Raw genomic sequence first — 24355 nt, 5'->3', positions numbered from 1 at the left:
ATCACAACGTAGCGTCCCTTTGGGTCAAATTGATGACGAGCGTATTTCGCCTTTGAGTTTCCGGGTGCCTTGCTCAAACCTGGGCGGCATGCACTTGACGGGGTTCTGTGGTCGCCTTGTGCGCAAATCGGTTCGCCCGTGCAAACGTCCCGAAATCATTGAACCGAACCCCCATCTCACGCATCACCTCATGCGCCACCGGCACCGTCATCTGGCGGATGTAAAACGGCTCCTTCACCACAAAATGATGGATCCCGTGGCTGCTGCCGAAGTTGAAGCAGAACGCCTGCAGCGGCCACAGCCACCAAGGGTTCAAGACCTGAGTCTGCTGAATCACATTCCCCGGCTCGACGTCACCGTAGTAGTGCATGTTCGAGCTGACAAAGTGCAGGCAGAACGTGCGCAACACGTTCGGACCGATGATCACCACGACAGCGATGTCGATCACTTGCATCACCGCCAATGTCGTCGCCGACCATACGATGGGCGCCCCCGATAGATGCGCGATGCCGTTGGCGGCGTGAAAACCGAGGAACACATACCACGCCCCCCAATGCATCAGCGCCAGCGGTGCGTAAACTTTCAGGGAGCGCTTGAGGATGCTGAACTTGTGCGCCCAGGTCTTGGCCCGCAGCATGCGGATAAACGCCGACATCACGTTGTCGCCAACCATCAACAGCCGCGCAAAACCCCAGCGCTCACCGTTGGTGATCGCCCGCTCTTCCATGTCGGCTTCAGTGCCGGACACCTTGTGGTGGTTGAGGTGCAAATGGCGGCGGATCCACGGATTGATGGTGCTCGGCCGCGCCAGCCACACCAGGCCCATCATCAGGTTATGCGGCACCCGCTGTTTGCGAAAATACATGCTGTGGATCAGGTCATGCTCAAGTTCATGGGTCAACGAGGCGAAGAACGCGTTGACCAACAGGCATGCCCACCAGGCCATGTATCCGTTGATATAGAGCACTGCCGAACCGATCATCCCGGCCAGGGCGAAGGCCAGGATGCCCGCACCCAAGGCGTCCTGATGGTTGAGAATCGGGTAGCGCCGACGCAACTCGACGCCCTTGGCCAATACCACCTGGCGAATATGCGCTGATCGTTGTGCTGCATTCAGTCGCTGGGGACTTGCAGAAGTACCGTCCATGCTTCCATCCTCTGGTTATTGATGTTCGCATCCTGCCCTGTGATGCTTCACACAGCGGTAGCCGTGAACGCCAACCTGTTGACCGGACGCGCCAATCGACATGACTGAACCGACCTCCCTCGCCAGCTGGACCCGCGCCCTGCGCAAGCAGCTCGATGCGCTGGGCCTCGACAGCACCGCCCTGTGCCGACAGGCGGGGCTCGATCCGCAGTTGATGGACGACCCGAACGCCCGTTACCCGTTGTCCGGCACCACACGCCTGTGGGAAATCGCGGTGCAGGTCAGTGGCGACCCGGCGATTGGCTTGCGGGTGTCGCGGTTTGTCAGCCCGACCACGTTCCATGCGCTCGGGTATGCGTTGGTGGCCAGCGGCAGCTTGCGGGAAGTGTTCGAGCGCATCGTGCGTTATCACCAGGTGGTCAGCGATGCGCTGGACCTGGAGTTGACCCGCGCCGAGGATCGCTATCGCTTCCGCCTGAAAATCCCCCAAGGCAACCCCGCGCCAGCCTTCGAAGCCATCGACGCATTCGCGGCGATTTACGTGCGCACCTGCCGTAACCGGCTGGGCCGCGACTACGCGCCGCTGGCGGTTTATCTGCGCCGTCCGGAACCTGCCGACCCGCATCAATGGCACAAAGTGTTCCGTTCGCCGGTGTATTTCGCCGCCGAGGAAGACCGACTGGAATTCGCCCTGGTGGATTTCGACAGCCACCTGGACGACGCCAACCCGGAACTGGCCGAACACAACGAGACCGTGCTCAAACGCACCCTGGCGCAACTCAAGCCCCTGACCTGGGAGCGCAAGGTTCGCGACGCCATTGAAGAGCAACTGCCTGAGGGCGAACCGTCGGCCGATCGCATCGCCGAAGCACTGCACTTGAGCTTGCGCAGCCTGCAACGACACCTGGCGGACGAAGGTTGTCGGTTCGATGCGCTGCTCAACGAAAGTCGGGAAAACCTGGCGCTGCTGCACCTGCGCGACCCGCAATGCTCGTTGAGCGAGGTCAGTTATCTATTGGGATTCGCCGACACCAGCAGCTTCAGCCGCGCGTTCAAGCGCTGGACGGGAATGACGCCGGGGCAGTTTCGGGATGGATTGCGGTAATAGATTCGCAAGGCGTGTTGAGATTTCCGGCCCCCATCGCAATTTCTCAAGCACCACTGAAACCGCTACTGCTACCGCCCTCGATCTCGCCGCAACAGCTTGCGCACCCGCTTCACCAGCTCGCTGACGGTAAACGGCTTGAGCAGGTAATCATCCTCATGCAGCTCCAACCCGCGCAGCCGGTCCTCGATGCCGTCCGTGGTGGTGAGCAATAGCACCGGCGTATCGCCGAGCTTGCGGATCTGCTGCAGCAACTGCCAGCCGTTGAGCCCCGGCAGCATCACGTCGAGGATGATCAATTCATATTCGCCAGATTCGATAAAGCGTCGGCCGTCCATGCCATTGAGCGCTACATCCACCGCATAACTCGCTTCGCTCAGGCCTTTGGCCAGGAGGCTGGCGGTCTCGGGTTCGTCTTCCACTAACAGCACACGCATGGCACACCTCGATTGTCGTCTTCACAGGCTAGGCGCGTTCGTGGACAAAGCCCATCAATAAAATCGACAGCGCCTGCAAGTGCACATCAAACCACCGCCAACGCCCGCAACCGCTGCGCATCCAGAATCTCGATCTCGCCATACCTGAGATTCAGAATCCCCTGCCCCTGCAAGTCCTTGAGGATCTGGTTGGTGGTCTGGCGCGACAGCGACAGCATCGACGCCAATTGCTCTTGCGGCAATTGCAGAACGCGGCGCGGCAGGTCGATTTCACCATAGCCCTCGGCGATCATCAGCAAGCGATGGGCCAGACGCGCCGGGGCCGGCATCAGGCTCAGCTGTTCGAGGTTGATGAAGGTCAGGCGCAGTTTATGGCTCATCAGCAATGCCAGTTGCCGCCAGTACACCGGGTGTTCGTCGAGCAATGCCAGCAGCGCTGTTTGCGGGATGTGCAACAGAATGCACTGGCCCAGGGCGTAGGCATCATGGGTTCGCGGCTGGCCATCGAACAGGCAGATTTCGCCGAACCAGTGCGGCGGTTCCACCAGGCTTAGCAGCGCTTCCTTGCCCTGCTCGCTCACCGCGCCAATGCGCACCGAACCTTCAAGCACCGCATACAACCCGCACGGGGGATCACCGCGTTTGAACAGCCGCTGCCCCGGTGACAGCCGCCGGATCCTGGCGATTGCCAGCAGACTATCCTGTAAGGAAACAGGCAAGTGACTGAACCATTGCCCCGTCATCAGGCGCGAACGCCAAACCTGCATGTCCATGAAAACTCCTGGAGATTGTCGCCTGGCTGACAGAGCGAGAGATGAACCCGGGGCATCATCAATCACCCTACAGGAGGAATAACAATGAAAAGCCTCGTTGACCATCTCAGTCAATACGCCGCCTACCACCGTGATCCGCGCAATATCGCCAGCCACTTCGTGGGCATTCCCCTGATCGTCGTGGCGGTCGCGGTGTTGCTGTCGCGTCCGCAATGGGTCGGGGGCTGGCTGTCACCGGCAGTGCTGGTGTCACTGATGTCGGCGTGGTTTTACCTGCGCCTGGAACTGCGGCTGGGGGTGCTGATGACGGTATTGCTGGGTCTGTCGGTCTGGCTGGGGCATATGCTTGCGCAGCAGAGCACATTCGTCTGGCTTGGCGCCGGCATCGGGATGTTTGTGGTGGGCTGGGCGATACAGTTTGTCGGTCATCATTACGAGGGGCGCAAACCGGCGTTTGTCGACGATCTGACCGGACTGATTGTCGGGCCATTGTTCGTGGTGGTGGAAGCAGGCTTTCTACTGGGGCTTCGGACCGAGCTGAAACGAGCCATCGAAGAACGCGCCGGGCCAGTGGCCTTGCGCAATCAACGCTCCGCCGCCTGAGAAAAAGAGCGGTAACGGATTGATACCGTTACCGCTCCAGGTTTCACAGCGTGCCGAACTCGACCCGAACCGTCAGTGCACCGAGGTTGTCCTTCAAACCCGCACCGTAGAGGCCTAGCAGGTCATCATTGATACACAACTGCAGCTCGCCTTGCTGGCCGGCCGGAATCTGCGCCAGATCGCCGATCAGGAAGGGAATGCCAAAGTCACCAACACGGCCGATCAAAGCACCTTCGGCGGCCCCCATCAGCGTATAGCCGAACTTGGCGATGTAGTTCGGATTGCCCTTTCCATCCACCCAATTACCCTCCGGGCTGGCGCACCATAAGCCAAGGACACAACGAGCCAGACGTGGAACCAGACCGTTGATCTGTACACCGGTGCCCTGCCAGGGCAGATTGGCCAGAACCTCCACCGTCGCAGCCTTCAGGTCGTTGGCCAGCGTATCCCCGGCCTGGAACGACAACGCAGCAATCGTCAGGCTCGGGTTCGAAGTGCCGGTGCTGGGGAAGACACCATCGCCCACCAGGAACAGGTTCTTGTGGTCCCAACTGCGCTGGTATTTGTCGACGACCGATTTGGTTGGATCATCGCCCATGCGATAGGTCCCCATCAGGTGTCCGGCGCCCTGGAAACTGTAAGGCTCATTGTCGTAGGTGAACGTCCCGGGCGTGAGAGGCTTCGTCAGCTCCACCGCGCCGAGCAGTTCGGTGATGATGTGAGTCGCCAACTTCTTCGCCTGCTTGAAGCCCTCCTTGGTGTATTTGGACAGGTCATAGTGAATTTCCGGCCGGGGAATGCCGAGCCGGTCCTTGTACTCGGTCGACGGCACGATGTAACACGTGGGGTGATCGGGATCGTCCTCGACCTGCTCCACCAGAAACGCGATCCGGAACTGACGGATGAACAAGTCGTTGAGCTTTTGAACCAATGCTGTCCCATAGAGCACTTGCTGTGGTTTCAAGGCCGGCGGTAGCGGGTTGGTTTGACTGTGATTCGCCCCGTCGATGAAGTCAGCCACGGTGGTGTAAGGATCGGTGGCCGGCCAGTTCCAGCCCTCGTTACCGATTTCGATGCGCCACGCCGCTCGAGAGCTGCGAAAGTCACCGTCACGCAAACTCTCGATGCCCGCCGTGGACAGAGGACCCCGGTACGGAAAAACCGCCTTGCCTTCAGGCATCAGCCCCCATGCCAGGTAGATCGGGTGATCGGCCAGGCTGCGTCCCACCTGCCCACTGCTGTTGGCCACACCTTTGGGCCAGGCCGGACTCGTGGAGTTCAGTAATAGCTTGGGTGTCTCGATGGCATGGGCGGCGATCACATAACGCTGCCCGATAGCGACGCCGGTTCCAGTGACCGGGCCGTCGCCAAGCTGATACTGAATGAATTCGATACCGTTGATATTGCTGTCCGCCCCGACGGTCACTTTGCTCGCCACGGTTCGGTACAACACCTTGACCTTGCCGGTGGCCAGGGCCTTGTTCATTGTCACTGTCGCATCGTACTTGGCCTGGATCGGACAGATCGGTGTGCAGTTGGTGTTGCCGGCACACACCCGGCGCCCCGCGTAAGGTTGGGAATTGCGCCCGGCGGGCGTCGGACTGACCACCAGCGGCAAGCCGTCGAACATCTGCCCCGTCACGGCCGTGACAAAACTGCCATCGACCAGCGACAACGGAATGCTATGCATCGGGAATGAATAGCCTTCGGGAAAGGTCATGCCCAGATAGGCCTGGTCGGCGACATTGGCCGCCACGCCGATTTCCGCCTCGGCCCGGCAGTAGGCACTTTGCAGATCGTCGTAGCCGATAGGCCAGTCCACCCCGACGCCGTATTTTGATTTCAGGCGAAAATCGTTCGGCACCATGCGCAGACATGTCCCGACCCAATGCCAGGTGGTGCCGCCGCCGACCCGTTCATAGGTGCTGGTGAAGGGCATCGGGCCTTTCTGTACCAGATAGCTGATCGCCGGCTTGTCCCAGCCCAGGATCAAATCGGCGATGGTCGCACGTGGGGCGTTCTCGTTGGCCGGATCACGGGGCGTGTCCAGGCTCGTCACCGGTGGGTAAGGGGCCTCGGGGGTTTTCAGCGTGGACGTATAGAAGCGCTCCAGGTATTGAGCACGGTTGGCCGGGATTTCCGGGCCTGATTCGAGCACCAGCACATCCACCCCAGCCATGCCCAGTTGATAAGCGATGATGCTGCCGGCCAGCCCCGCGCCAACGATCACTACGTCCGCTTGTTCGGTACTCATGACAAGGCTCCTTGCTGTCCGCTGGCGGGTACCCCGGTGTAATCCTCAAGGCTCGGCGGCGTGGTGTTCCAATAGCCGAAAAACATCTCGCTGTATCCCATGGGATGGGCCTGGGCAATTTTCCAGGCCCAGCTGTTGATGTAGGCCTGATCGGACACCACCATCGAGTCGGTCGATTTGTAGCTCCCGGTGGCATAGGGCTGATACCAGACCCCCAACAACCACAGTTTCATGATTGAACGCGCTGCTCGGGCGGTTTGCGTGGTCGCCGGTTGCGCCCCATCCATCAGCACCGCCTGGGCGATCCGGTCCGGAGGCTCAAGGTCCGCCGCCATCGTGGCGTACTGAGTCAGCAAGGCGTTGAGCACATCAGGCGTGATGCGCGGCGTGATGAACTCGAGAAAGATCGGCGGCAACCCCACCTGGTCGATGGCCGGCGCCAGTCGATCGGCGGGAATGCCGGTGAGGGCCGATGAAAGGCCAATGAAGTTTTGCAGATCACTGCTCATGGCTGACTCCTTGTCCACCCGTGGACTGTGCGCGTTCAAGCAGGTAGGTGAAATCCGCGAAGCTGGTGCGCGGGGATTCGGTGACATGGGTGGCCGCATTGCCGTGACACGCCATGCAGCTGGAAGACGCCTGGGGCACGGTGCCCTGGATATAGGTTTCCAGCGTGGCGTTGGCCAGGAACAAGGGCGCGGGACTGCCCAGTGGGTTGGTCGCCGATATCTGGCAATTGGGCTGTGGAGGGGCTGACGGCCACTGGGTGCTGATCAATTGATAGTTCGCCCACACGCTCTGCGGATTGACCGTTCGCAGCAGGGCCTGGTACGTGGTGTTCAGCTTTTTGGTGGCGTCGGTCAGCGGCGCGTCACGCTCGATCTGCGAGGGCGTCGCCTTGACTGCCGGGTTCCACGGCCGTGGCGGAGGCTGGTTAACGTCGCTCTTGCTGTTGACGTTGTAGAACAGGTACGGGCCCACCCGCTGCTCAGGAGGCGTGGATTTCTCCGGTACGTTTTTCACATGTTCAAAGGTTGACCAGACCCACTGCGCGGCATTGGCGGTCTTATGAACGATGTGCAACCCCACCAGCCCGACCGGCTCGGATACACACGACTCCTCGACAATCGGCCCATGACTCGGATCGTTGTTGCCCGGTGTATAGACCAGTGCATCGACGGTGTGGAAATCCTGTCGGCGATCATTGGGGCCAAGCACTTTCCACGACGCCTTCACCATCACCGCACCGACCTGCTTCGTCTCAGCCGAGCCACAGCTGAAAGCCACGGCGTTGCTCGGGCTCGCGGCGAAAAACTTCTGCTGGCCTTCGATGCTGTACAGCCCGTTGTTGACGATCCCGTCGAACATCGATTGGTTGACCACGATTTCGTTGCGCGTATAGACGCCGTTCTGATCCACCAGCGGGCCACTCTCGAAGGGCTGGATAAACTCATTCAGCACATCGGGCACCTTGCCCATTTGCTGCAGGAGACGACCAGGCTTGAGCGACTTGCACGCTTCGGGGAGGGTTGCCGGGGCATTCCAGGGCAGCGGTGTCTGGCCCTTGGCCCGGAATATCTGGTAGCTCTCTTTCCAGCTTTCCCACACCGTGGCCCCATCCTGCTTGCCGATGGGGGTGCCGGTATTTGGATCGCCATTGTCCAGCGCCGGCCAGCTCAGGGCGATGAAGGTCTGCCACGACAAGTCATCGAAATCGGCCTGCAGGCTGGGCAGAGAAACCGGTTGGGTAACCGTGACATCAAAGGGTATCTGCGGCGACAGTGAGGGGGCGGCAATGGCGGACGAGCCCAACAAAGCGCTCAACAAGGCACAGCCAAACGGGCCATGCCGACTGACTTCCATTCTCATGCTTTATCTCCTTGGCATCAGGGCGCCAGGAGATAACACCGGTCCGTCATGGACTCTCACTGCCTCCTGGCAAGTCAGAGTCTAGGTAGGGTTTGAGGCAAAAAAATCACGGGGGTAGAACCGATCGAAGCAAGGTCAGTTGGTGTTATTACAGATTGGGTGGAGTGTTCTTGGAGACGCCATCGCGAGCAAGGACTTTGGGTTGCCGACAGAGTTTGTGGTCAACACCAATCCACTGCTGGAACGAGCCTGCTCGCGATGCTTTGGCCCTTAAATGTTGGCGACTTTCTGCCAGACCTTGGGTTTGAAGAACAACGTCTCACCCTTCGTCAATCCAACCAGGCTGTCGTGATCCTTCACCACTTCAGCTTCAATCAACTCGCTCTGGCCTTCGACCTTCAGCGTCACCCGCGTGGTGGCGCCCAACGGACGAATATCCCGCACTTCAGCGGCGTGGTGGTCTTCCAGTTCATGCCGCGACAGCGACACTTCGTGTGGACGGAACAGTACGTGCCGGTCTTCGCCCAAATGCAGACGGTTCGAATCGCCGAGGAAGTGATAGACGAAATCGCTGGCCGGATTTTCGTAGACGTCGCCCGGTGAACCGATCTGCTCGATCACCCCCTTGTTCATCACCACGATCCGGTCGGCAACTTCCATCGCTTCTTCCTGGTCGTGGGTCACGAATACCGAGGTCAGGTTGATGTCCTCGTGCAGCCGCGCGAGCCAGCGACGCAATTCTTTACGGACCTTGGCATCGAGTGCACCAAAAGGCTCGTCGAGCAGCAGCACTTTCGGCTCCACCGCCAGGGCGCGGGCCAACGCGATGCGCTGACGCTGGCCGCCGGAGAGTTGTTCCGGGTAGCGATCGGCCAACCAGTCCAGTTGCACCATGTTCAGCAGTTCGTGGACTTTCACCGCAATCTGGCTTTCGTTCGGACGCTGGTTTTTCGGCTTCATACGCAGGCCGAACGCAACGTTGTCGAACACCGTCATGTGACGGAACAAGGCGTAGTGCTGGAACACGAAACCGACGTTGCGATCACGCACGTCGTGGCCGGAAACGTCTTCGCCGTGGAACACGATGTTGCCCTGATCCGGGGTTTCCAGGCCGGCGATGATTCGCAGCAATGTGGTCTTGCCGCAGCCGGACGGCCCCAGCAGCGCCACAAGTTCGCCGCTTTGAATGTCCAGGCTGATGTTGTCCAGCGCCTTGAACGCGTGGAAGTTCTTGCTGACGTTACGCACTTCGATCGACATGACTTATTCCTCCGCGGCGCTGGCGCGCAGGCGGTTAATACGGTTTTCGCTCCACTGCTTGAGCAGCAGGATGAAGAGCGCCAGGATCAGCAACAGGCTCGCCACGGCGAACGCGGCCACGTGGTTGTATTCGTTGTAGAGAATCTCGACGTGCAGCGGCAAGGTGTTGGTCACCCCGCGAATGTGCCCGGACACCACCGACACCGCCCCGAACTCACCCATGGCCCGCGCGGTACACAGCACCACGCCATAGATCAGGCCCCATTTGATGTTCGGCACGGTGACGTGCCAGAACATCTGCCAGCCATTGGCGCCAAGCAAACGCGCGGCCTCTTCCTCCTGGGTACCTTGTTCCTGCATCAGCGGGATCAGCTCACGGGCCACGAACGGCACGGTGACGAAAATCGTCGCCAGCACGATGCCCGGCAAGGCGAAGACGATCTGGATGTCGTGATCCTGCAACCATGGGCCGAACAAGCCCTGGGCGCCGAACATCAGCACGTAGACCAGACCTGCGATCACCGGCGACACCGAGAACGGCAAGTCGATCAGGGTCACCAGCATGCTCTTGCCGCGGAACGAATATTTGCTCACGCACCATGCGGCGCTGACCCCGAACACCAGGTTCAGCGGCACCGAAATCAACACCGCAATCACCGTGAGTTTCAGGGCCGACAACGCGTCCGGCTCAAAGATCGCGGTGAAGAACGCCCCCAGGCCCAGCTTCAGGCCCTGGGACACCACGATGAACAGCGGCAACAACAGAAACAGCGCAAAGATCAGCCAGCCGAGGCCAATGAGGATTCGCCGCGAAGCAGCACTGCCACGGCGGGCGGCGTTCGAGGAGGCCGCTGCAATAGACGATTGGGACATTTTTCGCGCCTCCTTATGGGGTTTCGATGCGCCGCTGCAACAAGTTGATCAGCAGCAACAGGACAAAGGAAACCACCAGCATCAGTACACCAATGGAGGTGGCGCCGGTGTAATCGTACTGGTCGAGTTTGACCATGATCAGCAGCGGCAGAATTTCGGTTTTCATTGGCATGTTGCCAGCGATGAAAATCACCGAACCGTACTCGCCGACCCCACGGGCAAAGGCCAAGGCGAAACCGGTCAGCCAGGCCGGGAGCAGCGCCGGCATCAGAATATGGCGGAAAACCTGCAACGGATTTGCCCCCAGGCACGCCGCCGCCTCCTCCACTTCACGGGGGATATCGGCCAGTACAGGCTGTACCGTACGTACTACGAATGGAAGTGTTACAAAAGTCAGCGCCAGGGTGATGCCGAGGGGGGTATACGCGATCTTGAAACCCAGGTCCGCCGCGAACTGACCCACCAGGCCGGTGGGGGTGTACAGCGCGGTCAACGCGATACCGGCCACGGCAGTGGGCAATGCGAAGGGCAGATCGATCATCGCATCGATGACTTTGCGCCCCGGGAAGGTGTAGCGCACCAGCACCCAGGCCAGCAGCGTGCCGATCACGCCGTTGATGATCGCGGCGTACAACGCGGTGCCGAAGCTCAGCTTCAACGCGGCCAGCACCCGAGGTGCCGAGATGATTGCCCAGAACTGGTCCCAGGTCAGTTGAGCGGCATGCACGAACATCGCCGCCAGTGGAATGAGCACAATCAGGCTGAGGTACACCAAGGTGTAGCCCAGCGTCAGCCCGAAGCCGGGTATGACGGGGGAGATACGACGCGACATAAAAGTCCTTGGTTGAAAACGCACTAAGCCCCGACGGCAAGATCGGGGCCCGTTGGCAGATCTATTTCAGGCTACTGCGCCTGGTAAATCTGGTCGAACACGCCACCGTCATTGAAGAATTTCGGCTGGGCGGTTTTCCAGCCGCCGAAGTCCTTGTCGATGGTCACCAGTTCCAGGGTCGGGAACTGTTTGGCGTACTTGGCAGCTACGTCCTTGTCACGTGGACGATAGAAGTTTTTCGCCGCAATTTCCTGGCCGGCCGGGCTGTACAGGTGCTTGAGGTACGCTTCGGCGATTTCGGTGTTGCCCTTTTTCTCGGCGTTCTTGTCGACCACGGCCACCGGTGGCTCGGCAAGGATCGACAGCGAAGGCACGACGATGTCGAACTTGTCGGCGCCGCCGTCTTCTTTCAAGGCCAGGAAAGCTTCGTTTTCCCAAGCCAGCAACACGTCGCCCTGACCGTTGTTGACGAAAGTGATGGTCGAACCGCGAGCACCGGTATCCAGCACAGGCACGTGCTTGAACAGGGTCTGTACGTACTCTTTGGCCTTGGCTTCGTTACCGCCATTGGCTTTCAGGCCATAGGCCCAGGCCGCGAGGAAGTTCCAGCGTGCACCGCCGGAGGTTTTCGGGTTCGGGGTGATGACTTCCACACCGTTCTTGGTCAGGTCACCCCAGTCCTTGATGCCTTTCGGGTTGCCCTTGCGCACCAGGAACACGATGGTCGAGGTGTAAGGCGTGCTCGCTTCCGGCAGACGCTTCTGCCAGTCAGCCGGCAGGCTCTTGCCGAGCTTGGCGATTTCGTCGATGTCGCCGGCCAGGGCCAGGGTCACCACATCGGCCCGCAGACCGTCGATCACCGCCCGGCCCTGCTTGCCTGAGCCACCGTGGGACTGCTGGATCTTCACGTTGTCGCCAGCGTGGTCTTTCTTCCAGAAGTTGATGAACTCGGCGTTGTAGTCCTGATACAGCTCGCGGGTCGGGTCATACGACACGTTGAGCAGTTCGTAATCCTTGGCAACCGCGGAACCAGCAAAAAGGGCACTGGCCAGGGCGGCCAACGCAAAATGGCGAATCGACGACATGGTGAAAGCTCCTGGAATTCTTGGTGTGGTGGCTTTTTCTTATGGTCTGGAACGGGTTGCCTGACTCAAGGATCGAAGCCTTCGACGCTCCCGTAGGAGCCGCCGAAGGCTGCGATCTTTTGATCTTTGCTTCAGCTCGACTTGTTGCCCGGATGCTGCAAACGGAATTTCTCTTTGCGTTCGATCTGTACCACCTGGGCGTTGTGCACGGTGATTTCCACCGCGCCAAAGCGCAGATCGCGCAACGCGCTCTGGATCTCGCGCAAAATGGTGGCTTCGTCCTGCCCGTCAACACTGCGTAGGGATGCGCTCATGGTGCTGCTCCTTTAATGAGATATGCCTGGCAGTGGCGGGCACTGCGTACGGCGTGAGAGCAATAGTAGATAGGCGCAGATATTCTTAAAAAGACTATTTAAGAATGTTTATATAACCAGAATGCATTATTTGATGGAACAAGGGATTGCGGGGGATCGACTATTTTCAGGGCCACACAAAACCCTGTGGCGAGGGGGCTTGTCGGAACGCCGCACCGCCCCGTTCGGCTGCGTAGCAGACGCAAAGATTTGGGGCCGCTACGCGCCCCAACGGGGGCAAGCCCCCTCGCCACAAGAAGCAGCTCAGGCACTCATCCAATCAGCGGCGCCCGAACCCAATCCAAGGAAGCCGCCGGCACTGGCCGCCCAAACCAGTACCCCTGCCCCAGATCGCAATCGTGCTCGAGCAGGAAAGCCGCCTGCTCGACCTGCTCGATCCCCTCGGCATGCACCTGCATTCCCATGCTTTGCGCCAACGCAACGATCACCCGAGCGATTGCCGCGTCGTCCTCATCACCCGGCAAGCCTGCGACGAATCCCTGATCGATCTTGAGTTTTTGCACCGGTAAACGCTTGAGTCGCAGCAACGACGAATAACCCGTGCCGAAGTCATCGATGGCCAGCCGCACGCCTAACTCACGCAAGCGATGCATCTGCTCCAGCGCCACTTCCGGATCCTCCATCACCGCGCTTTCGGTGACTTCCAGCTCCAGATATGCCGGATCCAGGCCGGTGTCGTGCAGCACCTGAGCCACCTGCTGGTACAACTCACGGCGAGCGAACAGGCGCGAAGAAACGTTCACCGCAACAAACGACAACACCACGCCTGCGGCGTGCCACTGGCACATTTGCTGACAGGCCTGGCGCATGACCCAGGCATCGATCTCGGCAATCAACCCGGTGCGTTCGGCAATGGGGATGAACTCAGCCGGTGACACCAGCCCGCGCTGTGGATGCTCCCAGCGCACCAGGGCTTCGACGCCGATCAGACGGCTGGTTTTGAGGTCGTGCACGGGTTGGTAATAAACCCGCAACTCTTGCTGCTCCAGTGCTCGGCGCAATTCGAACGCAATCTCGACACGTTGCTGGGCATGCGCGGTCAGCTCTTCGGTGTAGAGGGCATAGCTGTCGCGACCGGCGCTCTTGGCCTTGAACAGTGCCGAGTCGGCATTGCGCAACAGTTGCTCGGCGCTCAACGCATCGCTGGGGAACAGGCTGATGCCGACACTGGCGTTGATGAACAACGAATGCCGGTCAATCTGAAACCGCTCCTTGAGACCATCGATGACCCGCTGGGCCAGCGCCGCGGCATGCCCCGGTTGCGGGCAATTTTCAGCCAACAGGGCAAATTCGTCGCCACTGAGCCGCGCCAGGGTGATGCCCGGGCCGAACAAGGTGTTCAGACGCTCAGCCACGCCCTTGAGCAATTGATCACCAACACTGTGACCGAGGCTGTCGTTGATCAATTTGAAGTGATCGAGGTCGATCATCAGCAACGCACAACCGCGCTTATGGGCCTGCGCCGAGGCCACAGCCTGCCCGGCACGGTCGGTAAACAGCAGGCGATTGGGCAGATCGGTCAGCGGATCGTGGTGGGCCAGGCGCGTCAGCTCATGCTCGGAGTTCTTGATCGCACTGATGTCGGAAAACACCGCAACGTACTGGCTGAGCCGCCCCTGATCATCATGAACGAGGCGGATCGTCTGCCATTGCGGGTAAATCTCGCCGCTTTTGCGACGATTCCAGATTTCCCCGCTCCACTCACCGAGGCTGTCGAGTGTCGCGAACATCGACTGGTAGAAACCCGGCGGGTGATGGCCCGACTTGAACATGCTCGGTCGTTGACCCAGCACTTCCTCACACTGGTAGCCGGTGATTTCCATGAACGCCCGGTTCACATGGACGATCAGCCCTTTGTTATTGGTGACCAGCACCCCTTCGCGGGTGCAATCGAACACCGCGGCCGCCTGTCGCAAACGCTCCCGGTCGGCATTACGTTCACGCAATTTGGCGCCGACGCCCAGGCAGCGAAACAAACGTGCCCGCGCGATGAAAATCAGCCCGGCACTGAAGGCCACCCAGGCATAACCGTTGATCAGTTGCCAGCGCAGCAGGTCGGTGGAGTTATCGAAGAAACTGTTCAATAAATAACCACTGAACTGAAGCCAGACTACGGAAAGCACCAGATAAAGTAGCGCTGCACGCAAGGCATCGCGATATGTGGCTGACATTCGAGCGTCCATGTCCCTACAAAAAAGACTGGAATTATAGATTAAAGAAACATCCGGCCACTCTTATCTGAAAGGGCGACTGGTTTTATCTGTGGGCTAAGTGATAATGCGACGGCTGTTTTTTTCTTTATCGAGGGTCCTATAGGCTATGTGGTACGAAGGTTTTCTTGGCTTATCGCCCTGGTCACTGGTGGCAGTCACCCTGCTGATGACCCACGTCACGATCGTCGGCGTCACGGTCTATCTGCATCGCTATTCAGCCCATCGCTCGCTTGAGCTCAATGCCGGCCTGAAACATTTCTTCCGCTTCTGGCTGTGGTTGACCACGGCGCAGAACACCCGCGAGTGGACCGCTATCCACCGCAAGCATCACGCCAAATGCGAAACCGTCGATGACCCGCACAGCCCGGTCATCAAGGGCTTGTCCACCGTTCTGCGCAAAGGTGCCGAGCTGTACCGCGCCGAAGCGGAAAACCCCGAGACCCTGCGCATCTACGGCAAGAACTGCCCCGAAGACTGGATCGAACGCAACCTCTACAGTCGTTTCCCACTGCTGGGCGTGGCGATCATGGGCGTCATCGACCTGCTGCTGTTCGGCACCATCGGCATCACCATCTGGGCCATCCAGATGATGTGGATCCCGGTCTGGGCCGCCGGCGTGGTCAATGGCCTGGGCCATGCCATCGGCTACCGCAACTTCGAATGCCGCGATGCGGCGACCAATCTGGTGCCCTGGGGCATCCTGATCGGCGGCGAAGAACTGCATAACAACCATCACACCTACCCTAACTCGGCCAAACTGTCGGTGAAGAAGTGGGAATTCGACCTCGGCTGGGCCTGGATCCAGGTCTTCAGCTTCCTGCGCCTGGCCAAGGTCCAGCGGGTTGCGCCGATCGCCCATCGTGTCGAAGGCAAAGGCAACCTGGACATGGACACCGCCATGGCGATCCTCAACAACCGCTTCCAGATCATGGCCCAGTACCGCAAGCTGGTGATCGCGCCTCTGGTCAAGCAAGAGCTGGAAAAGGTCGATCACTCGGTCCGCCACCAGTTCCACCGGGCCAAACGCCTGCTCTCGCGGGAAACCAGCCTGCTGGACGACAAGCACCACCTGCGCATCCAGACCATGCTCGAGCACAGCCAGGCGCTGAAGGTAATTTACGAGAAACGCCTGGCCCTGCAGCAGATCTGGGTCAAGACCAGCTCAAATGGTCACGACATGCTGGCCGCCATCAAGGATTGGGTACACGAGGCCGAGGCCAGCGGGATTCAATCCCTGCGTGATTTCGCCGACCAGTTGAAAACCTACTCCCTGCGCCCCGCCACTGCCTGACCCTGAATCAGGGGCGCACCTGTGGCGAGGGAGCTTGCTCCCGCTCGGCTGCGCAGCAGCCGCAATACCTGACGACGCGTTTTAACTGAAAAAACGCGTCGCCAATACCGCCCGGCGGGAGCAAGCTCCCTCGCCACGAAAAGCGGGAACTTCGCCCCAAATCTCCTATCTCAAAGACACTTCGCCACCCCGGCGGGCTTTGTGTTGGCCGCTGTCGAAATAGCGGCACGCCCTTTGAGACTTGTGCCGATGGTCAATAAAAACCTACAAGACACATCCCTTCCGCAGTGGCCCGAGGCCGCGCAAACGCTGATGGCGCTGATGCATGCGCAGGGCGAAGTGGCGCGCCTGAGCGAACGCGAACAGCTGTTCAGCTCGCTGCTGGTCAGCGTCAACGCCGTGCTTTGGGCATTCAACTGGGAAACCCGTCAGGTGCTCTACGTCAGCCCGGCCTATGACCGGATCTTCGGCCGCCCCGCCGGCCTGTTGCTGTCCGACTACAACCACTGGCGCGACAGTGTTTATCCCGACGATCTGGACTACGCCGAGCGCAGCCTGGCGCAAGTGCTGGTCAACGGCGCCGTTGAAGACCGCGAGTACCGCATCATCGCCGCCGACGGCCAGGTGCGCTGGCTCAGCGACAAGTGCTTCATCAACCGCCAGGCCGAACCGGGCCAGCCAGTGATCATCGTCGGCATTGCCGAAGACATCACCGAAAAGAAGCAGATGGAAACCGAGCTCCACCGCCTGGCCACCACCGACGTGCTGACCCAAAGCAGCAACCGCCGACACTTCTTCGAATGTGCCAATCACGAATTCGAGCAGGCACGCCAGCAAGGCAAGCCGCTGGCCTTCCTGCTGCTGGACATCGATGACTTTAAAGTGATCAACGACACCTACGGCCATCCGGAAGGCGACAAGGTGCTGCAACGCATCGCTGAGAGCGGTCGCGCGGCCCTGCGGCGTGGTGATCTGTTCGGGCGGATCGGCGGTGAGGAATTCGCCGCGGTGTTCCCCGGATGCGCACCGGACATGGCCATGCAAGTGGCCGAGCGCCTGCAACGGGAGATTCAACGGTTGAGTTTCAGCCATGACGACCAGACGTTCGGCATCACCGTCAGCCAGGGCCTGACCAGCCTCACGCCCGAGGATGAAAACCTCGACAGCCTGTTCGCCCGCGCCGATGCGGCGATGTACCAGGCCAAGCGCCAGGGCAAGAACCGGATAATCTCTGGCTGAGCCCATGTAGATCGTTCCCACGCTCTGCGTGGGAACGATCTACAAAGCCTATTTTTTGCGCAAGCGCATCAGCTCCGGCAATCCGATCTTGAGCAACCGCGCCGTGCGGCTCTTGGCCAATGCCTCGATCCCCTCATGCTCGGTCAGGCGCGCCAGTTGCGCGGCCATGTTCATCACCAGCGCTTCGCGGGAGTAAACCCCGCCACCGAGCTGATAAACCGCCGCAATCAGCTCACGCAGCTCCAGCGGCAGGCGCCAGCGGGTACGCAGCGCCGAACCGTAGGCCGCGCCGAACTCGGCCAGGGCATCGCCGACTTCCTCCCATTCATCCAGCTCACCACCGGCCTGCTTCCACTCCTGCAAACAGCGCAGCAACGCCAGGTCGCCGAGGCGGTGCAGCATGCCCGCGCAATAACAGCGCTCCTGATCCAGATCCAGCAAGCGCGCCAGCGTTCGCGCGTATTCCGCGGTGTGCAGGGACAATTCCCAATAGCGCTCGGCATAGTCCGCCAGTTGCGGATCACTGAGCCGGGCACTGCGTTTGAGGGCAAGGCCCAGAATCAGGTTCATGCTTTGCCCGGTCCCCAAGCGATGCAACGCCTGGGACAGGGTTTGCACGGCGGCGCCATGATGCTGGGCCGCGCTGTTGGCGGCGGCGATCAGCACGGCGGTGACTTGCGGATCCGTGCGGATCTCGTCTTCAAGCCGCACCAGATCGAGGCCATCGGGATTGAGGCTACGTTTGATCGCCACCTGCACATCGGTCATCAGCGGCGCGCCGTCGGCCAGTTCGCGCCGCCGCTCCAGATACACCGACAAGGTCATGCCCGGCGCCAGAGACGGCACTTCGCAGGACACCTCTTCACCCGCGCTCAGCAGTAAATCCTGCAGGCGCTGGGTCAGGTTTTCCATGTTCAGGGGTTTGGTCAGGTACGCCGTGGGCGCCAGGGGCAAGGCTTCACGCACGCTGGCGCTGTCGTTGCGGCTGCTCATCAGAATGAACGGCAACGGCGGATTACGTTTGCGCTGACGAACACTGCGCAACACATTCAGGCCATCGACGCCGGGCAACTCCCAGTCGACGATCACCAGGTCATAAGGGTTCTCTGCCAACAGCTGCAGGGTTTCCTGGCCATCGGCACACAGGTCCAGCCGCGCGTCGCAGCGCACATTCAACAACACCTGCTTGAGCAGGTCGCGGGACCAGGGGTCCGCCTCGGCAATCAACACTCGCGGTACAGCGGGTAACACCACAGCAGTCATCTGCACACTCCAACGGCAATGCTTGCACCTTAGTCAATGCTGGCCATTCGATACAGCCCAATTGCCCCTGATGTGTTTCAAGGGGCATAAAAAAACCCGCCGAAGCGGGTTTTTTGTCGATCAGTTCACAAACGGATCAGAGCTCGGCGAAGCACTCTTCGATGATCGCCAGGCCTTTGTCCAGTTGCTCGTCCGGCGCGGTCAGCGGTACCAGCACGCGCAGAACGTTGCCGTAGGTGCCGCACGACAGCAGGATCAGGCCCTTGTCGCGAGCCTTGGCCACAACGGCGGCTACAGCAGCCGGGTTCGGCTTGTGGCTGTCGCCGTTTTCGAACAGCTCGACAGCGATCATCGCACCCAAGGCACGCACGTCGCCGATCACCGGGTATTTGGCCTGAATGGCTTTCAGACCAGTCACCAGACGCTCGCCAACCGCTTTGCAACGGTCCAGCAGGTGCTCTTCTTCGAACACTTCCATCACGGCCAGGGCTGCGGCACAAGCGATCGGGCTACCGGCGTAAGTGCCGCCCAGGCCGCCTGGAGCGATGGCGTCCATGTATTCGGCCTTGCCGCACACACCGGCCAGCGGGAAGCCGCCAGCGATGGATTTGGCGAAGGTGGTCAGGTCGGCGGCGACGCCCATCTGTTCCATGGCGAAGAAGGTGCCGGTACGGCCAGCGCCCGTTTGCACTTCGTCAGCGATCAACAGAATGCCGTGCTGGTCGCACAGGGCGCGCAGACGCTTCATGAACTCTTTAGGCGCGACGTAGAAACCGCCTTCGCCCTGCACCGGCTCGATGATGATCGCGGCGATATCACGCGGCTCGGCATCGTTCTTGAAGATGCGCTCGATGCTGGCGATCGAATCGTCGATGCTCACACCGTGCAGTTCGTTCGGGTACAGCGCGCGGAAGATGCCGCCTGGCATCAGGCCCATGCCGGCCGAGTAAGGCACGACTTTACCGGTCAGGCCCAGGGTCATCATGGTGCGACCGTGGTAAGCGCCGGTGAACGCGATCACACCGGCACGGCCAGTGGCGGCGCGGGCGATCTTGATGGAGTTTTCCACAGCTTCGGAGCCGGTGGTCACCAGCAGGGTTTTCTTGGCGAAATCACCCGGCACCTTGGCGTTGATTTTTTCGCACACTTCCACGTACGGCTCGTAGGCCAGCACCTGGAAGCAGGTGTGGGTCAGCTTGTTCAGCTGCGCAGTCACGGCGGCGATGACTTTCGGGTGCAAGTGACCGGTGTTCAGCACGGCGATACCGCCGGCGAAGTCGATGAACTCACGACCTTCAACGTCGGTCACGGTGGCGTTCTTCGCGTGGTCGGCGAAGATCGGGTGAATCTGGCCAACACCACGGGGTACAGCAGCGGTGCGGCGGGCCATCAACTCAGCGTTAGTCTTGCTCATACATTCCTCATTCGCCGCTCATCGGTCGGCGTGGTTCAAGGATTAAGCGGCGGGGAAGCAACTACGGCAGCATGCGATGATCGACTGCCACAGCGTTCCCGGCCACAGAGAAAATTCCGTTTGAAGCGCGCAAAGGGACAGCGCTCTCGTGCCCTTTGCGTTTGAAGCAATGCCTTGCCGGGCTTATCCCTTCGGGCCTAGATGCCCAGGCAGAGGTATTTGATTTCCAGGTAATCTTCGATGCCGTACTTGGAGCCTTCACGGCCCAGGCCCGACGCCTTGATGCCGCCGAACGGCGCGACTTCGTTGGAGATCAACCCGGTGTTGACGCCGACCATGCCGTATTCCAGGGCTTCAGCCACACGGAACACACGGCCCAGGTCACGCGCATAGAAGTACGAGGCCAGACCGAACTCGGTGTCGTTGGACATCGCGATCACGTCGGCTTCGTCTTTGAAGCGGAACAGTGGCGCCAATGGACCGAAGGTTTCTTCCTTGGCCACGGCCGCGTTGTTCGGCACGTTGGTCAGGATGGTCGGCTCGAAGAAGTTGCCTTGCATGCTCTTGCCACCCGCCAGCACGGTAGCGCCTTTGCCGACGGCGTCAGCAATGTGCTCTTGCACCTTGGCCACGGCTTTTTCGTCGATCAGCGGGCCAGTGGTGGTGCCGTCTTCCAGACCGTTGCCGATCTTGAGTTTGGCCACAGCCACTTTCAGTTTTTCGGCGAACGCGTCGTAGACCGAATCCTGAATGTACAGGCGGTTGGCGCAGACGCAGGTCTGGCCGTTGTTGCGGTACTTGGAAATGATCGCGCCTTCGACGGCCTTATCCAGGTCCGCGTCGTCGAACACGATGAACGGCGCGTTGCCGCCCAGTTCCAGCGAGACTTTCTTGATGTCCTTGGCGCACTCGGTCATCAGCTGACGACCGATTTCGGTCGAACCGGTGAACGACAGTTTGCGCACGATCGGGTTGCCGGTCAGCTCGCTGCCGATGTCGCCGGCGCTGCCGGTCACTACACTGAACACGCCGTTCGGAATACCGGCACGCTGGGCCAGTTCAGCCAGGGCGAACGCGGAAAACGGGGTTTGCGATGCAGGCTTGAGCACCATGGTGCAACCGGCGGCCAGGGCCGGGCCGGCTTTACGGGTGATCATCGCGGCCGGGAAGTTCCACGGAGTGATCGCAGCGGTCACGCCGATTGGCTGCTTGATCACGATCAGGCGCTTGTCTGGCTGGTGACCCGGAATCACGTCACCGTAGACGCGCTTGGCTTCTTCAGCGAACCATTCGATAAAGGAAGCGGCGTAAACGATCTCGCCCTTGGCTTCGGCCAATGGCTTGCCTTGTTCCAGAGTCATCAGGCGAGCCAGATCGTCCTGGTTCTCGATGATCAGCTCGAACCAGCGACGCAGCTTGTTCGCGCGCTCCTTGGCGGTCAGTGAGCGCCAGGCCGGCAGCGCTTTATCAGCAGCTTCAATCGCACGGCGGGTTTCGGCAGCGCCCATTTTCGGCACAGTGCCCAGAATTTCGCCCGTTGCCGGGTTGTTGACCTTGATCGTCTGACCGTTGTCCGCATCGACCCAAGCGCCATCGATAAAGGCTTGCTGGCGGAACAACTGGGTGTCTTTAAGCTGCATGTCGGCTTTCCTTAACAGCACCGCGGCACGCGCGGAGCGAATTATGATTATAGAAAGGCGCCTTATAGGCTGCCGTCAGGGAAATCATTCACCGGGCTGAAGCACATAAATAGCGCACGGAACGAACTCGTGCGGTTCAGCACCCAGACAAGAGCGTTTGAAATCTCAAACGAATCCTAGGATCAAAGGGGGTAAAGGACAATAGGCTGTTCGAAAAAAAGAACGAAAACGCCGCATTTGCCTATTTTTTCAGATCAGCGTAGCAATCGTAGGTTACGCTTTGGAAAAACGCAGGCGATTCAGCGGCATGGACGCCCGCAGCGCATATGAGTATCATGGCGCCCGCATTGCACCAGTAGCTCAGCTGGATAGAGTACTGCCCTCCGAAGGCAGGGGTCGTGGGTTCGAATCCCGCCTGGTGCACCATATGTAGAAACGAGAAAGCCTCAGGTCTTAGGGTCTGGGGCTTTTTTGTGGGTAAGCCATTTTCAATGGTTTGGGTCTAGTGATCAGCGCTGCCTGATTCGAATAGACGTCCAACGTCCCTTGCGGCATGCAGGACACGCTCAATCTGAACATCGCCCTCGAAAAGACTATAAAAGATCAAATATCGGCCGTGGGAAATCATTCGCAGCCCTCTGGCATAGTCATCTCGGGGAATACCTTGATTAGGCTGATCCAGCAGCCGAGCACAGCACACTCGTAGCTCACCAACAAAAGTCCGAGCTCGACCCGGATTGTCACGGGCAATGTAGCGGGCGATTTGCTGCAGATCCTCTCGTGCCAGTGCGGAGAAAAACAGTTGTCTCATGGGCGCTTCTGCTCTGCTTCGACCTCATCAATGAGCGCATCAAGCTCGGCAAACACGGTATCGGCAGCAATGGCCGGACGTGGGTCATTGCGGCTGGTCGCAATAGCTACACATATTTCTGCGGCTCGTAATCTATCCAGGAGCTGCTGATAAGCGGCGTGCGGCAAAAGGTAGGCAGCAGGACGATTGTGGTTGAGAACGGCAACTGGCTCTGAGCCTGCTTGCTCAATCACAGTACTTGGGCTGCGTTTCAGTTCGGTAATACTGACCGACCGACTCGCAAGTAATTGCTCCATGACGGCTCCAAAGGTACAAAAAATAGTACCTTATAGTGCTCGATTTTCCGAACAACGGTCAACGTGCAACTGACCGGGGCCATCTGCCCCACAAAAAACCATCGAAACGGGTTTCCTTTGCTGTCGTTAAATCGAGATTCGCTAGTCAAATGACCGACAAATGAGCGGCACGAACAAAGGCGGCTGAAACCGCACCTTGGCCAGTTGCTGTCTGCTGCCTGCGCCCTGTTCAATCAAATGACCGTCAAATGACGATAATACCCAGCCGGGTACTTAGCGAACTTTGCGATTAGCCTTGGGATCATCGACGTCATCTTCTTCCGACCGATTCAGCAGAAAATCCTTACGACTTTCGACGGTTGCAGGAGATCAGCCTGCACGATACCCTTCCGCCGTCGCTGCCAATTCAGCGACCGGGCTTGGTAACCCGAGAGTTAAGCGCAACAGCGCCCCCATTGAGAATTGCAGGCGTTTGTTTACGCCCGCAATTTTGAGTTATGGCGGCTGTGCGTGGGACGTCTTCGGGCGTGCCGGATTCCTTGACTCCCGGTTTACCAACCTGCGCACAGCTGCCACCCATTCGCTTGGTAACGAAAAAGTGGCAGTTCCTCGTCAAGGAGCTAGACCATGCGCAATGTAAATCCGTACGAAATTAGGCTTATCTCTCACCCCGACTTCGAATCGCGCCCCCACCGCACCTCCGTCAATGGAGGTGGCAAATGACTGAACATTCAGAAGCAAAAACCATCGGTTTCACGCCCTGCCTCTACTGTGCAGACGATCCACTGTTTCGTGTCAGCGCTGGGGTGCCTATTAGCAAAGCATTGGCGCAGGCGTCCGACCTGTTGTTCCTGGCCAAGTCGTTTGCTGAGGATGCAGCCTACGCAAAAGACACCGATCGCCACGCGTGGGCCGCGCATTATCTGACTGCGATGAGTAAGGCAGTGATTGATGATGTGGTGAAAGTGCTGACGCAACCACCGCAGACGGCGACGCAACAAGCCGCAGAATAGCGGCAACTCACCCTTTAAATGCGCCCCGATTATTCGGGGCCTCCAAAATTGCGTGTAGATGCTGACTTCTGGCGTCCTACCACTCATGCAACTGCATAACCGTGCAATAGCAGTGGTCAGGCATGCGCTCGATCTTCGTCAGAGCTTGGCGCAAGTTTCCAGATAATCAGTGACGGCCTCTTCAAATGCGTTTCGAAGTTCCTGTACCGACTCGCCATGAAACCCAACGACATCTCTAATACCAGCGATATGGCCGACAAACAGGCCGTCTTCCTCGCTGTATTCAATTCGGGCGGCATAGCCTTTGTAATTCATTACGTTCATGGGGTGACTCCTGCTTGTTCAAGGAAAGCCCGCGCACCACGAACCTGGTAGGACTTTGCTTTTTTGTCCGGGTGTGGTCGATGAAAGGTGCCGACCACACCGTTGAGCTCAAAACGTACCCGGAACCCAACATGATTGGTAAGGCGGAAAAATCCCAGGCAATAAAAAACCCCTGAGCAGTCTCAGCACCGAAGCGCATCAACCGACAGGGGCCATCAACATTTCTTTAATGGCAAAAA

Annotated in this window: 22 protein-coding genes, 1 tRNA gene and 2 pseudogenes; 6 read left to right on the top strand and 19 right to left on the bottom strand. The window is 59.5% G+C overall.

Features of this window, described 5'->3' with window-relative positions:
- Positions 1-73: 73 nt before the first annotated feature.
- Positions 74-1147 (bottom strand): fatty acid desaturase, encoded by a 1074-nt coding sequence (locus AC1DQM_RS19380; RefSeq protein ID WP_477746706.1) that lies wholly within the window; start codon positions 1145-1147, stop codon positions 74-76.
- A 100-nt stretch (positions 1148-1247) separates the two neighbouring features.
- Between AC1DQM_RS19380 and AC1DQM_RS19375 the strand changes: the two genes are divergently transcribed.
- The gene (locus AC1DQM_RS19375) at positions 1248-2252 is read left to right on the top strand and encodes an AraC family transcriptional regulator (RefSeq protein WP_018929356.1); all 1005 of its coding nucleotides are present in this window, start codon (positions 1248-1250) and stop codon (positions 2250-2252) included.
- 71 nt (positions 2253-2323) lie between these two features.
- Here the strand turns inward: AC1DQM_RS19375 and AC1DQM_RS19370 are convergent, their stop codons facing one another.
- Together AC1DQM_RS19370 and AC1DQM_RS19365 are read right to left on the bottom strand one after the other, a co-directional pair.
- The gene (locus tag AC1DQM_RS19370) at positions 2324-2689 is read right to left on the bottom strand and encodes a response regulator (RefSeq protein ID WP_019581708.1); all 366 of its coding nucleotides are present in this window, start codon (positions 2687-2689) and stop codon (positions 2324-2326) included.
- A gap of 86 nt (positions 2690-2775) precedes the next feature.
- Positions 2776-3462: a Crp/Fnr family transcriptional regulator gene (locus AC1DQM_RS19365; RefSeq protein WP_477746705.1), complete on the bottom strand. Its 687-nt coding sequence runs from the start codon at positions 3460-3462 to the stop codon at positions 2776-2778.
- An 84-nt stretch (positions 3463-3546) separates the two neighbouring features.
- Between AC1DQM_RS19365 and AC1DQM_RS19360 the strand changes: the two genes are divergently transcribed.
- Positions 3547-4065: an Mpo1 family 2-hydroxy fatty acid dioxygenase gene (locus AC1DQM_RS19360; RefSeq protein ID WP_477746704.1), complete on the top strand. Its 519-nt coding sequence runs from the start codon at positions 3547-3549 to the stop codon at positions 4063-4065.
- Between the two features lie 43 nt (positions 4066-4108).
- Here the strand turns inward: AC1DQM_RS19360 and AC1DQM_RS19355 are convergent, their stop codons facing one another.
- From AC1DQM_RS19355 to dibA, 9 genes are all read right to left on the bottom strand, one after another.
- Entirely contained in the window at positions 4109-6319 is a 2211-nt protein-coding gene (locus AC1DQM_RS19355) for a GMC family oxidoreductase (protein WP_477746703.1), read from the bottom strand.
- A complete protein-coding gene (locus tag AC1DQM_RS19350; protein ID WP_019581704.1) occupies positions 6316-6828 on the bottom strand; it encodes a hypothetical protein in 513 nt (170 codons plus the stop codon). The genes AC1DQM_RS19355 and AC1DQM_RS19350 overlap by 4 nt, the downstream gene beginning before the upstream one ends.
- Positions 6818-8188, bottom strand: coding sequence for a hypothetical protein (locus tag AC1DQM_RS19345; RefSeq protein ID WP_064615787.1), 1371 nt, complete (start codon positions 8186-8188; stop codon positions 6818-6820). The genes AC1DQM_RS19350 and AC1DQM_RS19345 overlap by 11 nt, the downstream gene beginning before the upstream one ends.
- A 270-nt stretch (positions 8189-8458) precedes the next feature.
- A complete protein-coding gene (locus AC1DQM_RS19340) occupies positions 8459-9448 on the bottom strand; it encodes a sulfate/molybdate ABC transporter ATP-binding protein (protein ID WP_018929361.1) in 990 nt (329 codons plus the stop codon).
- A gap of 3 nt (positions 9449-9451) precedes the next feature.
- Positions 9452-10321: a sulfate ABC transporter permease subunit CysW gene (gene cysW / locus AC1DQM_RS19335; RefSeq protein ID WP_007941037.1), complete on the bottom strand. Its 870-nt coding sequence runs from the start codon at positions 10319-10321 to the stop codon at positions 9452-9454.
- 13 nt (positions 10322-10334) lie between these two features.
- A complete protein-coding gene (cysT, locus tag AC1DQM_RS19330) occupies positions 10335-11153 on the bottom strand; it encodes a sulfate ABC transporter permease subunit CysT (RefSeq protein WP_018929362.1) in 819 nt (272 codons plus the stop codon).
- A 71-nt stretch (positions 11154-11224) separates the two neighbouring features.
- Positions 11225-12238 carry a sulfate ABC transporter substrate-binding protein gene (locus AC1DQM_RS19325; RefSeq protein ID WP_018929363.1) on the bottom strand — a complete coding sequence of 338 codons (1014 nt, stop codon included), beginning with the start codon at positions 12236-12238 and terminating at the stop codon, positions 11225-11227.
- A 131-nt stretch (positions 12239-12369) separates the two neighbouring features.
- Complete coding sequence (gene oscA / locus AC1DQM_RS19320) at positions 12370-12552, bottom strand: sulfur starvation response protein OscA (protein WP_018929364.1); 183 nt, start codon at positions 12550-12552, stop codon at positions 12370-12372.
- A gap of 311 nt (positions 12553-12863) precedes the next feature.
- Positions 12864-14783 carry a phosphodiesterase DibA gene (dibA, locus tag AC1DQM_RS19315; protein WP_258612939.1) on the bottom strand — a complete coding sequence of 640 codons (1920 nt, stop codon included), beginning with the start codon at positions 14781-14783 and terminating at the stop codon, positions 12864-12866.
- Between the two features lie 148 nt (positions 14784-14931).
- Between dibA and desA the strand changes: the two genes are divergently transcribed.
- Both desA and AC1DQM_RS19305 read left to right on the top strand, forming a co-directional pair.
- Complete coding sequence (gene desA, locus AC1DQM_RS19310; protein ID WP_018929366.1) at positions 14932-16116, top strand: delta-9 fatty acid desaturase DesA; 1185 nt, start codon at positions 14932-14934, stop codon at positions 16114-16116.
- A gap of 249 nt (positions 16117-16365) precedes the next feature.
- Positions 16366-17355, top strand: a complete 990-nt coding sequence (locus AC1DQM_RS19305) for a GGDEF domain-containing protein (protein ID WP_018929367.1) — start codon at positions 16366-16368, stop codon at positions 17353-17355.
- A gap of 48 nt (positions 17356-17403) precedes the next feature.
- Here AC1DQM_RS19305 and AC1DQM_RS19300 read toward each other — a convergent pair whose 3' ends face one another.
- The 3 genes from AC1DQM_RS19300 to gabD all read right to left on the bottom strand — a co-directional run bounded on the left by AC1DQM_RS19300 (position 17404) and on the right by gabD (position 21672).
- Positions 17404-18618, bottom strand: coding sequence for a response regulator (locus AC1DQM_RS19300; RefSeq protein WP_258612938.1), 1215 nt, complete (start codon positions 18616-18618; stop codon positions 17404-17406).
- 136 nt (positions 18619-18754) lie between these two features.
- Entirely contained in the window at positions 18755-20032 is a 1278-nt protein-coding gene (gene gabT, locus AC1DQM_RS19295; RefSeq protein WP_018929369.1) for a 4-aminobutyrate--2-oxoglutarate transaminase, read from the bottom strand.
- 197 nt (positions 20033-20229) lie between these two features.
- On the bottom strand, positions 20230-21672 hold the full coding sequence (gene gabD, locus AC1DQM_RS19290; RefSeq protein WP_018929370.1) for an NADP-dependent succinate-semialdehyde dehydrogenase: 1443 nt from the start codon (positions 21670-21672) through the stop codon (positions 20230-20232).
- A gap of 349 nt (positions 21673-22021) precedes the next feature.
- On the opposite strand from gabD, the gene AC1DQM_RS19285 reads away from it, so the two are divergent.
- Positions 22022-22098, top strand: a tRNA-Arg gene (locus tag AC1DQM_RS19285).
- A gap of 76 nt (positions 22099-22174) precedes the next feature.
- On the opposite strand, the gene AC1DQM_RS19280 is transcribed toward AC1DQM_RS19285, so the two are convergent.
- A complete protein-coding gene (locus AC1DQM_RS19280; RefSeq protein WP_081625773.1) occupies positions 22175-22483 on the bottom strand; it encodes a type II toxin-antitoxin system RelE/ParE family toxin in 309 nt (102 codons plus the stop codon).
- Positions 22480-22779: a type II toxin-antitoxin system prevent-host-death family antitoxin gene (locus AC1DQM_RS19275; protein WP_019581695.1), complete on the bottom strand. Its 300-nt coding sequence runs from the start codon at positions 22777-22779 to the stop codon at positions 22480-22482. Before AC1DQM_RS19275 ends, AC1DQM_RS19280 begins: the two co-directional genes overlap by 4 nt.
- 719 nt (positions 22780-23498) lie before the next feature.
- Here AC1DQM_RS19275 and AC1DQM_RS19270 point away from each other — a divergent pair.
- Positions 23499-23792 (top strand): DUF3077 domain-containing protein, encoded by a 294-nt coding sequence (locus tag AC1DQM_RS19270; RefSeq protein WP_007941022.1) that lies wholly within the window; start codon positions 23499-23501, stop codon positions 23790-23792.
- A gap of 141 nt (positions 23793-23933) precedes the next feature.
- On the opposite strand, the pseudogene AC1DQM_RS19265 reads toward AC1DQM_RS19270, so the two are convergent.
- Positions 23934-24116: pseudogene (locus AC1DQM_RS19265) on the bottom strand (type II toxin-antitoxin system HicB family antitoxin); the annotation flags it as partial.
- A pseudogene (locus AC1DQM_RS19260) lies at positions 24113-24244 on the bottom strand (type II toxin-antitoxin system HicA family toxin); the annotation flags it as partial. The pseudogenes AC1DQM_RS19265 and AC1DQM_RS19260, both read right to left, overlap by 4 nt.
- Positions 24245-24355 lie beyond the last annotated feature (111 nt).

The organism is Pseudomonas sp. 01L34, from assembly GCF_056400265.1.
This window is presented reverse-complemented; position numbering and strand designations above follow the sequence as displayed.

Excerpts from the sequence above, each read along its gene's own strand:
- AC1DQM_RS19380 (WP_477746706.1), bottom strand. The coding sequence starts at position 1,147 with ATGGACGGTACTTCTGCAAGTCCCCAGCGACTGAATGCAGCACAACGA.
- AC1DQM_RS19375 (WP_018929356.1), top strand. The coding sequence starts at position 1,248 with ATGACTGAACCGACCTCCCTCGCCAGCTGGACCCGCGCCCTGCGCAAG.
- AC1DQM_RS19370 (WP_019581708.1), bottom strand. The coding sequence starts at position 2,689 with ATGCGTGTGCTGTTAGTGGAAGACGAACCCGAGACCGCCAGCCTCCTG.
- AC1DQM_RS19365 (WP_477746705.1), bottom strand. The coding sequence starts at position 3,462 with ATGGACATGCAGGTTTGGCGTTCGCGCCTGATGACGGGGCAATGGTTC.
- AC1DQM_RS19360 (WP_477746704.1), top strand. The coding sequence starts at position 3,547 with ATGAAAAGCCTCGTTGACCATCTCAGTCAATACGCCGCCTACCACCGT.
- AC1DQM_RS19355 (WP_477746703.1), bottom strand. The coding sequence starts at position 6,319 with ATGAGTACCGAACAAGCGGACGTAGTGATCGTTGGCGCGGGGCTGGCC.
- AC1DQM_RS19350 (WP_019581704.1), bottom strand. The coding sequence starts at position 6,828 with ATGAGCAGTGATCTGCAAAACTTCATTGGCCTTTCATCGGCCCTCACC.
- AC1DQM_RS19345 (WP_064615787.1), bottom strand. The coding sequence starts at position 8,188 with ATGAGAATGGAAGTCAGTCGGCATGGCCCGTTTGGCTGTGCCTTGTTG.
- AC1DQM_RS19340 (WP_018929361.1), bottom strand. The coding sequence starts at position 9,448 with ATGTCGATCGAAGTGCGTAACGTCAGCAAGAACTTCCACGCGTTCAAG.
- cysW (WP_007941037.1), bottom strand. The coding sequence starts at position 10,321 with ATGTCCCAATCGTCTATTGCAGCGGCCTCCTCGAACGCCGCCCGCCGT.
- cysT (WP_018929362.1), bottom strand. The coding sequence starts at position 11,153 with ATGTCGCGTCGTATCTCCCCCGTCATACCCGGCTTCGGGCTGACGCTG.
- AC1DQM_RS19325 (WP_018929363.1), bottom strand. The coding sequence starts at position 12,238 with ATGTCGTCGATTCGCCATTTTGCGTTGGCCGCCCTGGCCAGTGCCCTT.
- oscA (WP_018929364.1), bottom strand. The coding sequence starts at position 12,552 with ATGAGCGCATCCCTACGCAGTGTTGACGGGCAGGACGAAGCCACCATT.
- dibA (WP_258612939.1), bottom strand. The coding sequence starts at position 14,783 with ATGTCAGCCACATATCGCGATGCCTTGCGTGCAGCGCTACTTTATCTG.
- desA (WP_018929366.1), top strand. The coding sequence starts at position 14,932 with ATGTGGTACGAAGGTTTTCTTGGCTTATCGCCCTGGTCACTGGTGGCA.
- AC1DQM_RS19305 (WP_018929367.1), top strand. The coding sequence starts at position 16,366 with ATGGTCAATAAAAACCTACAAGACACATCCCTTCCGCAGTGGCCCGAG.
- AC1DQM_RS19300 (WP_258612938.1), bottom strand. The coding sequence starts at position 18,618 with ATGACTGCTGTGGTGTTACCCGCTGTACCGCGAGTGTTGATTGCCGAG.
- gabT (WP_018929369.1), bottom strand. The coding sequence starts at position 20,032 with ATGAGCAAGACTAACGCTGAGTTGATGGCCCGCCGCACCGCTGCTGTA.
- gabD (WP_018929370.1), bottom strand. The coding sequence starts at position 21,672 with ATGCAGCTTAAAGACACCCAGTTGTTCCGCCAGCAAGCCTTTATCGAT.
- AC1DQM_RS19280 (WP_081625773.1), bottom strand. The coding sequence starts at position 22,483 with ATGAGACAACTGTTTTTCTCCGCACTGGCACGAGAGGATCTGCAGCAA.
- AC1DQM_RS19275 (WP_019581695.1), bottom strand. The coding sequence starts at position 22,779 with ATGGAGCAATTACTTGCGAGTCGGTCGGTCAGTATTACCGAACTGAAA.
- AC1DQM_RS19270 (WP_007941022.1), top strand. The coding sequence starts at position 23,499 with ATGACTGAACATTCAGAAGCAAAAACCATCGGTTTCACGCCCTGCCTC.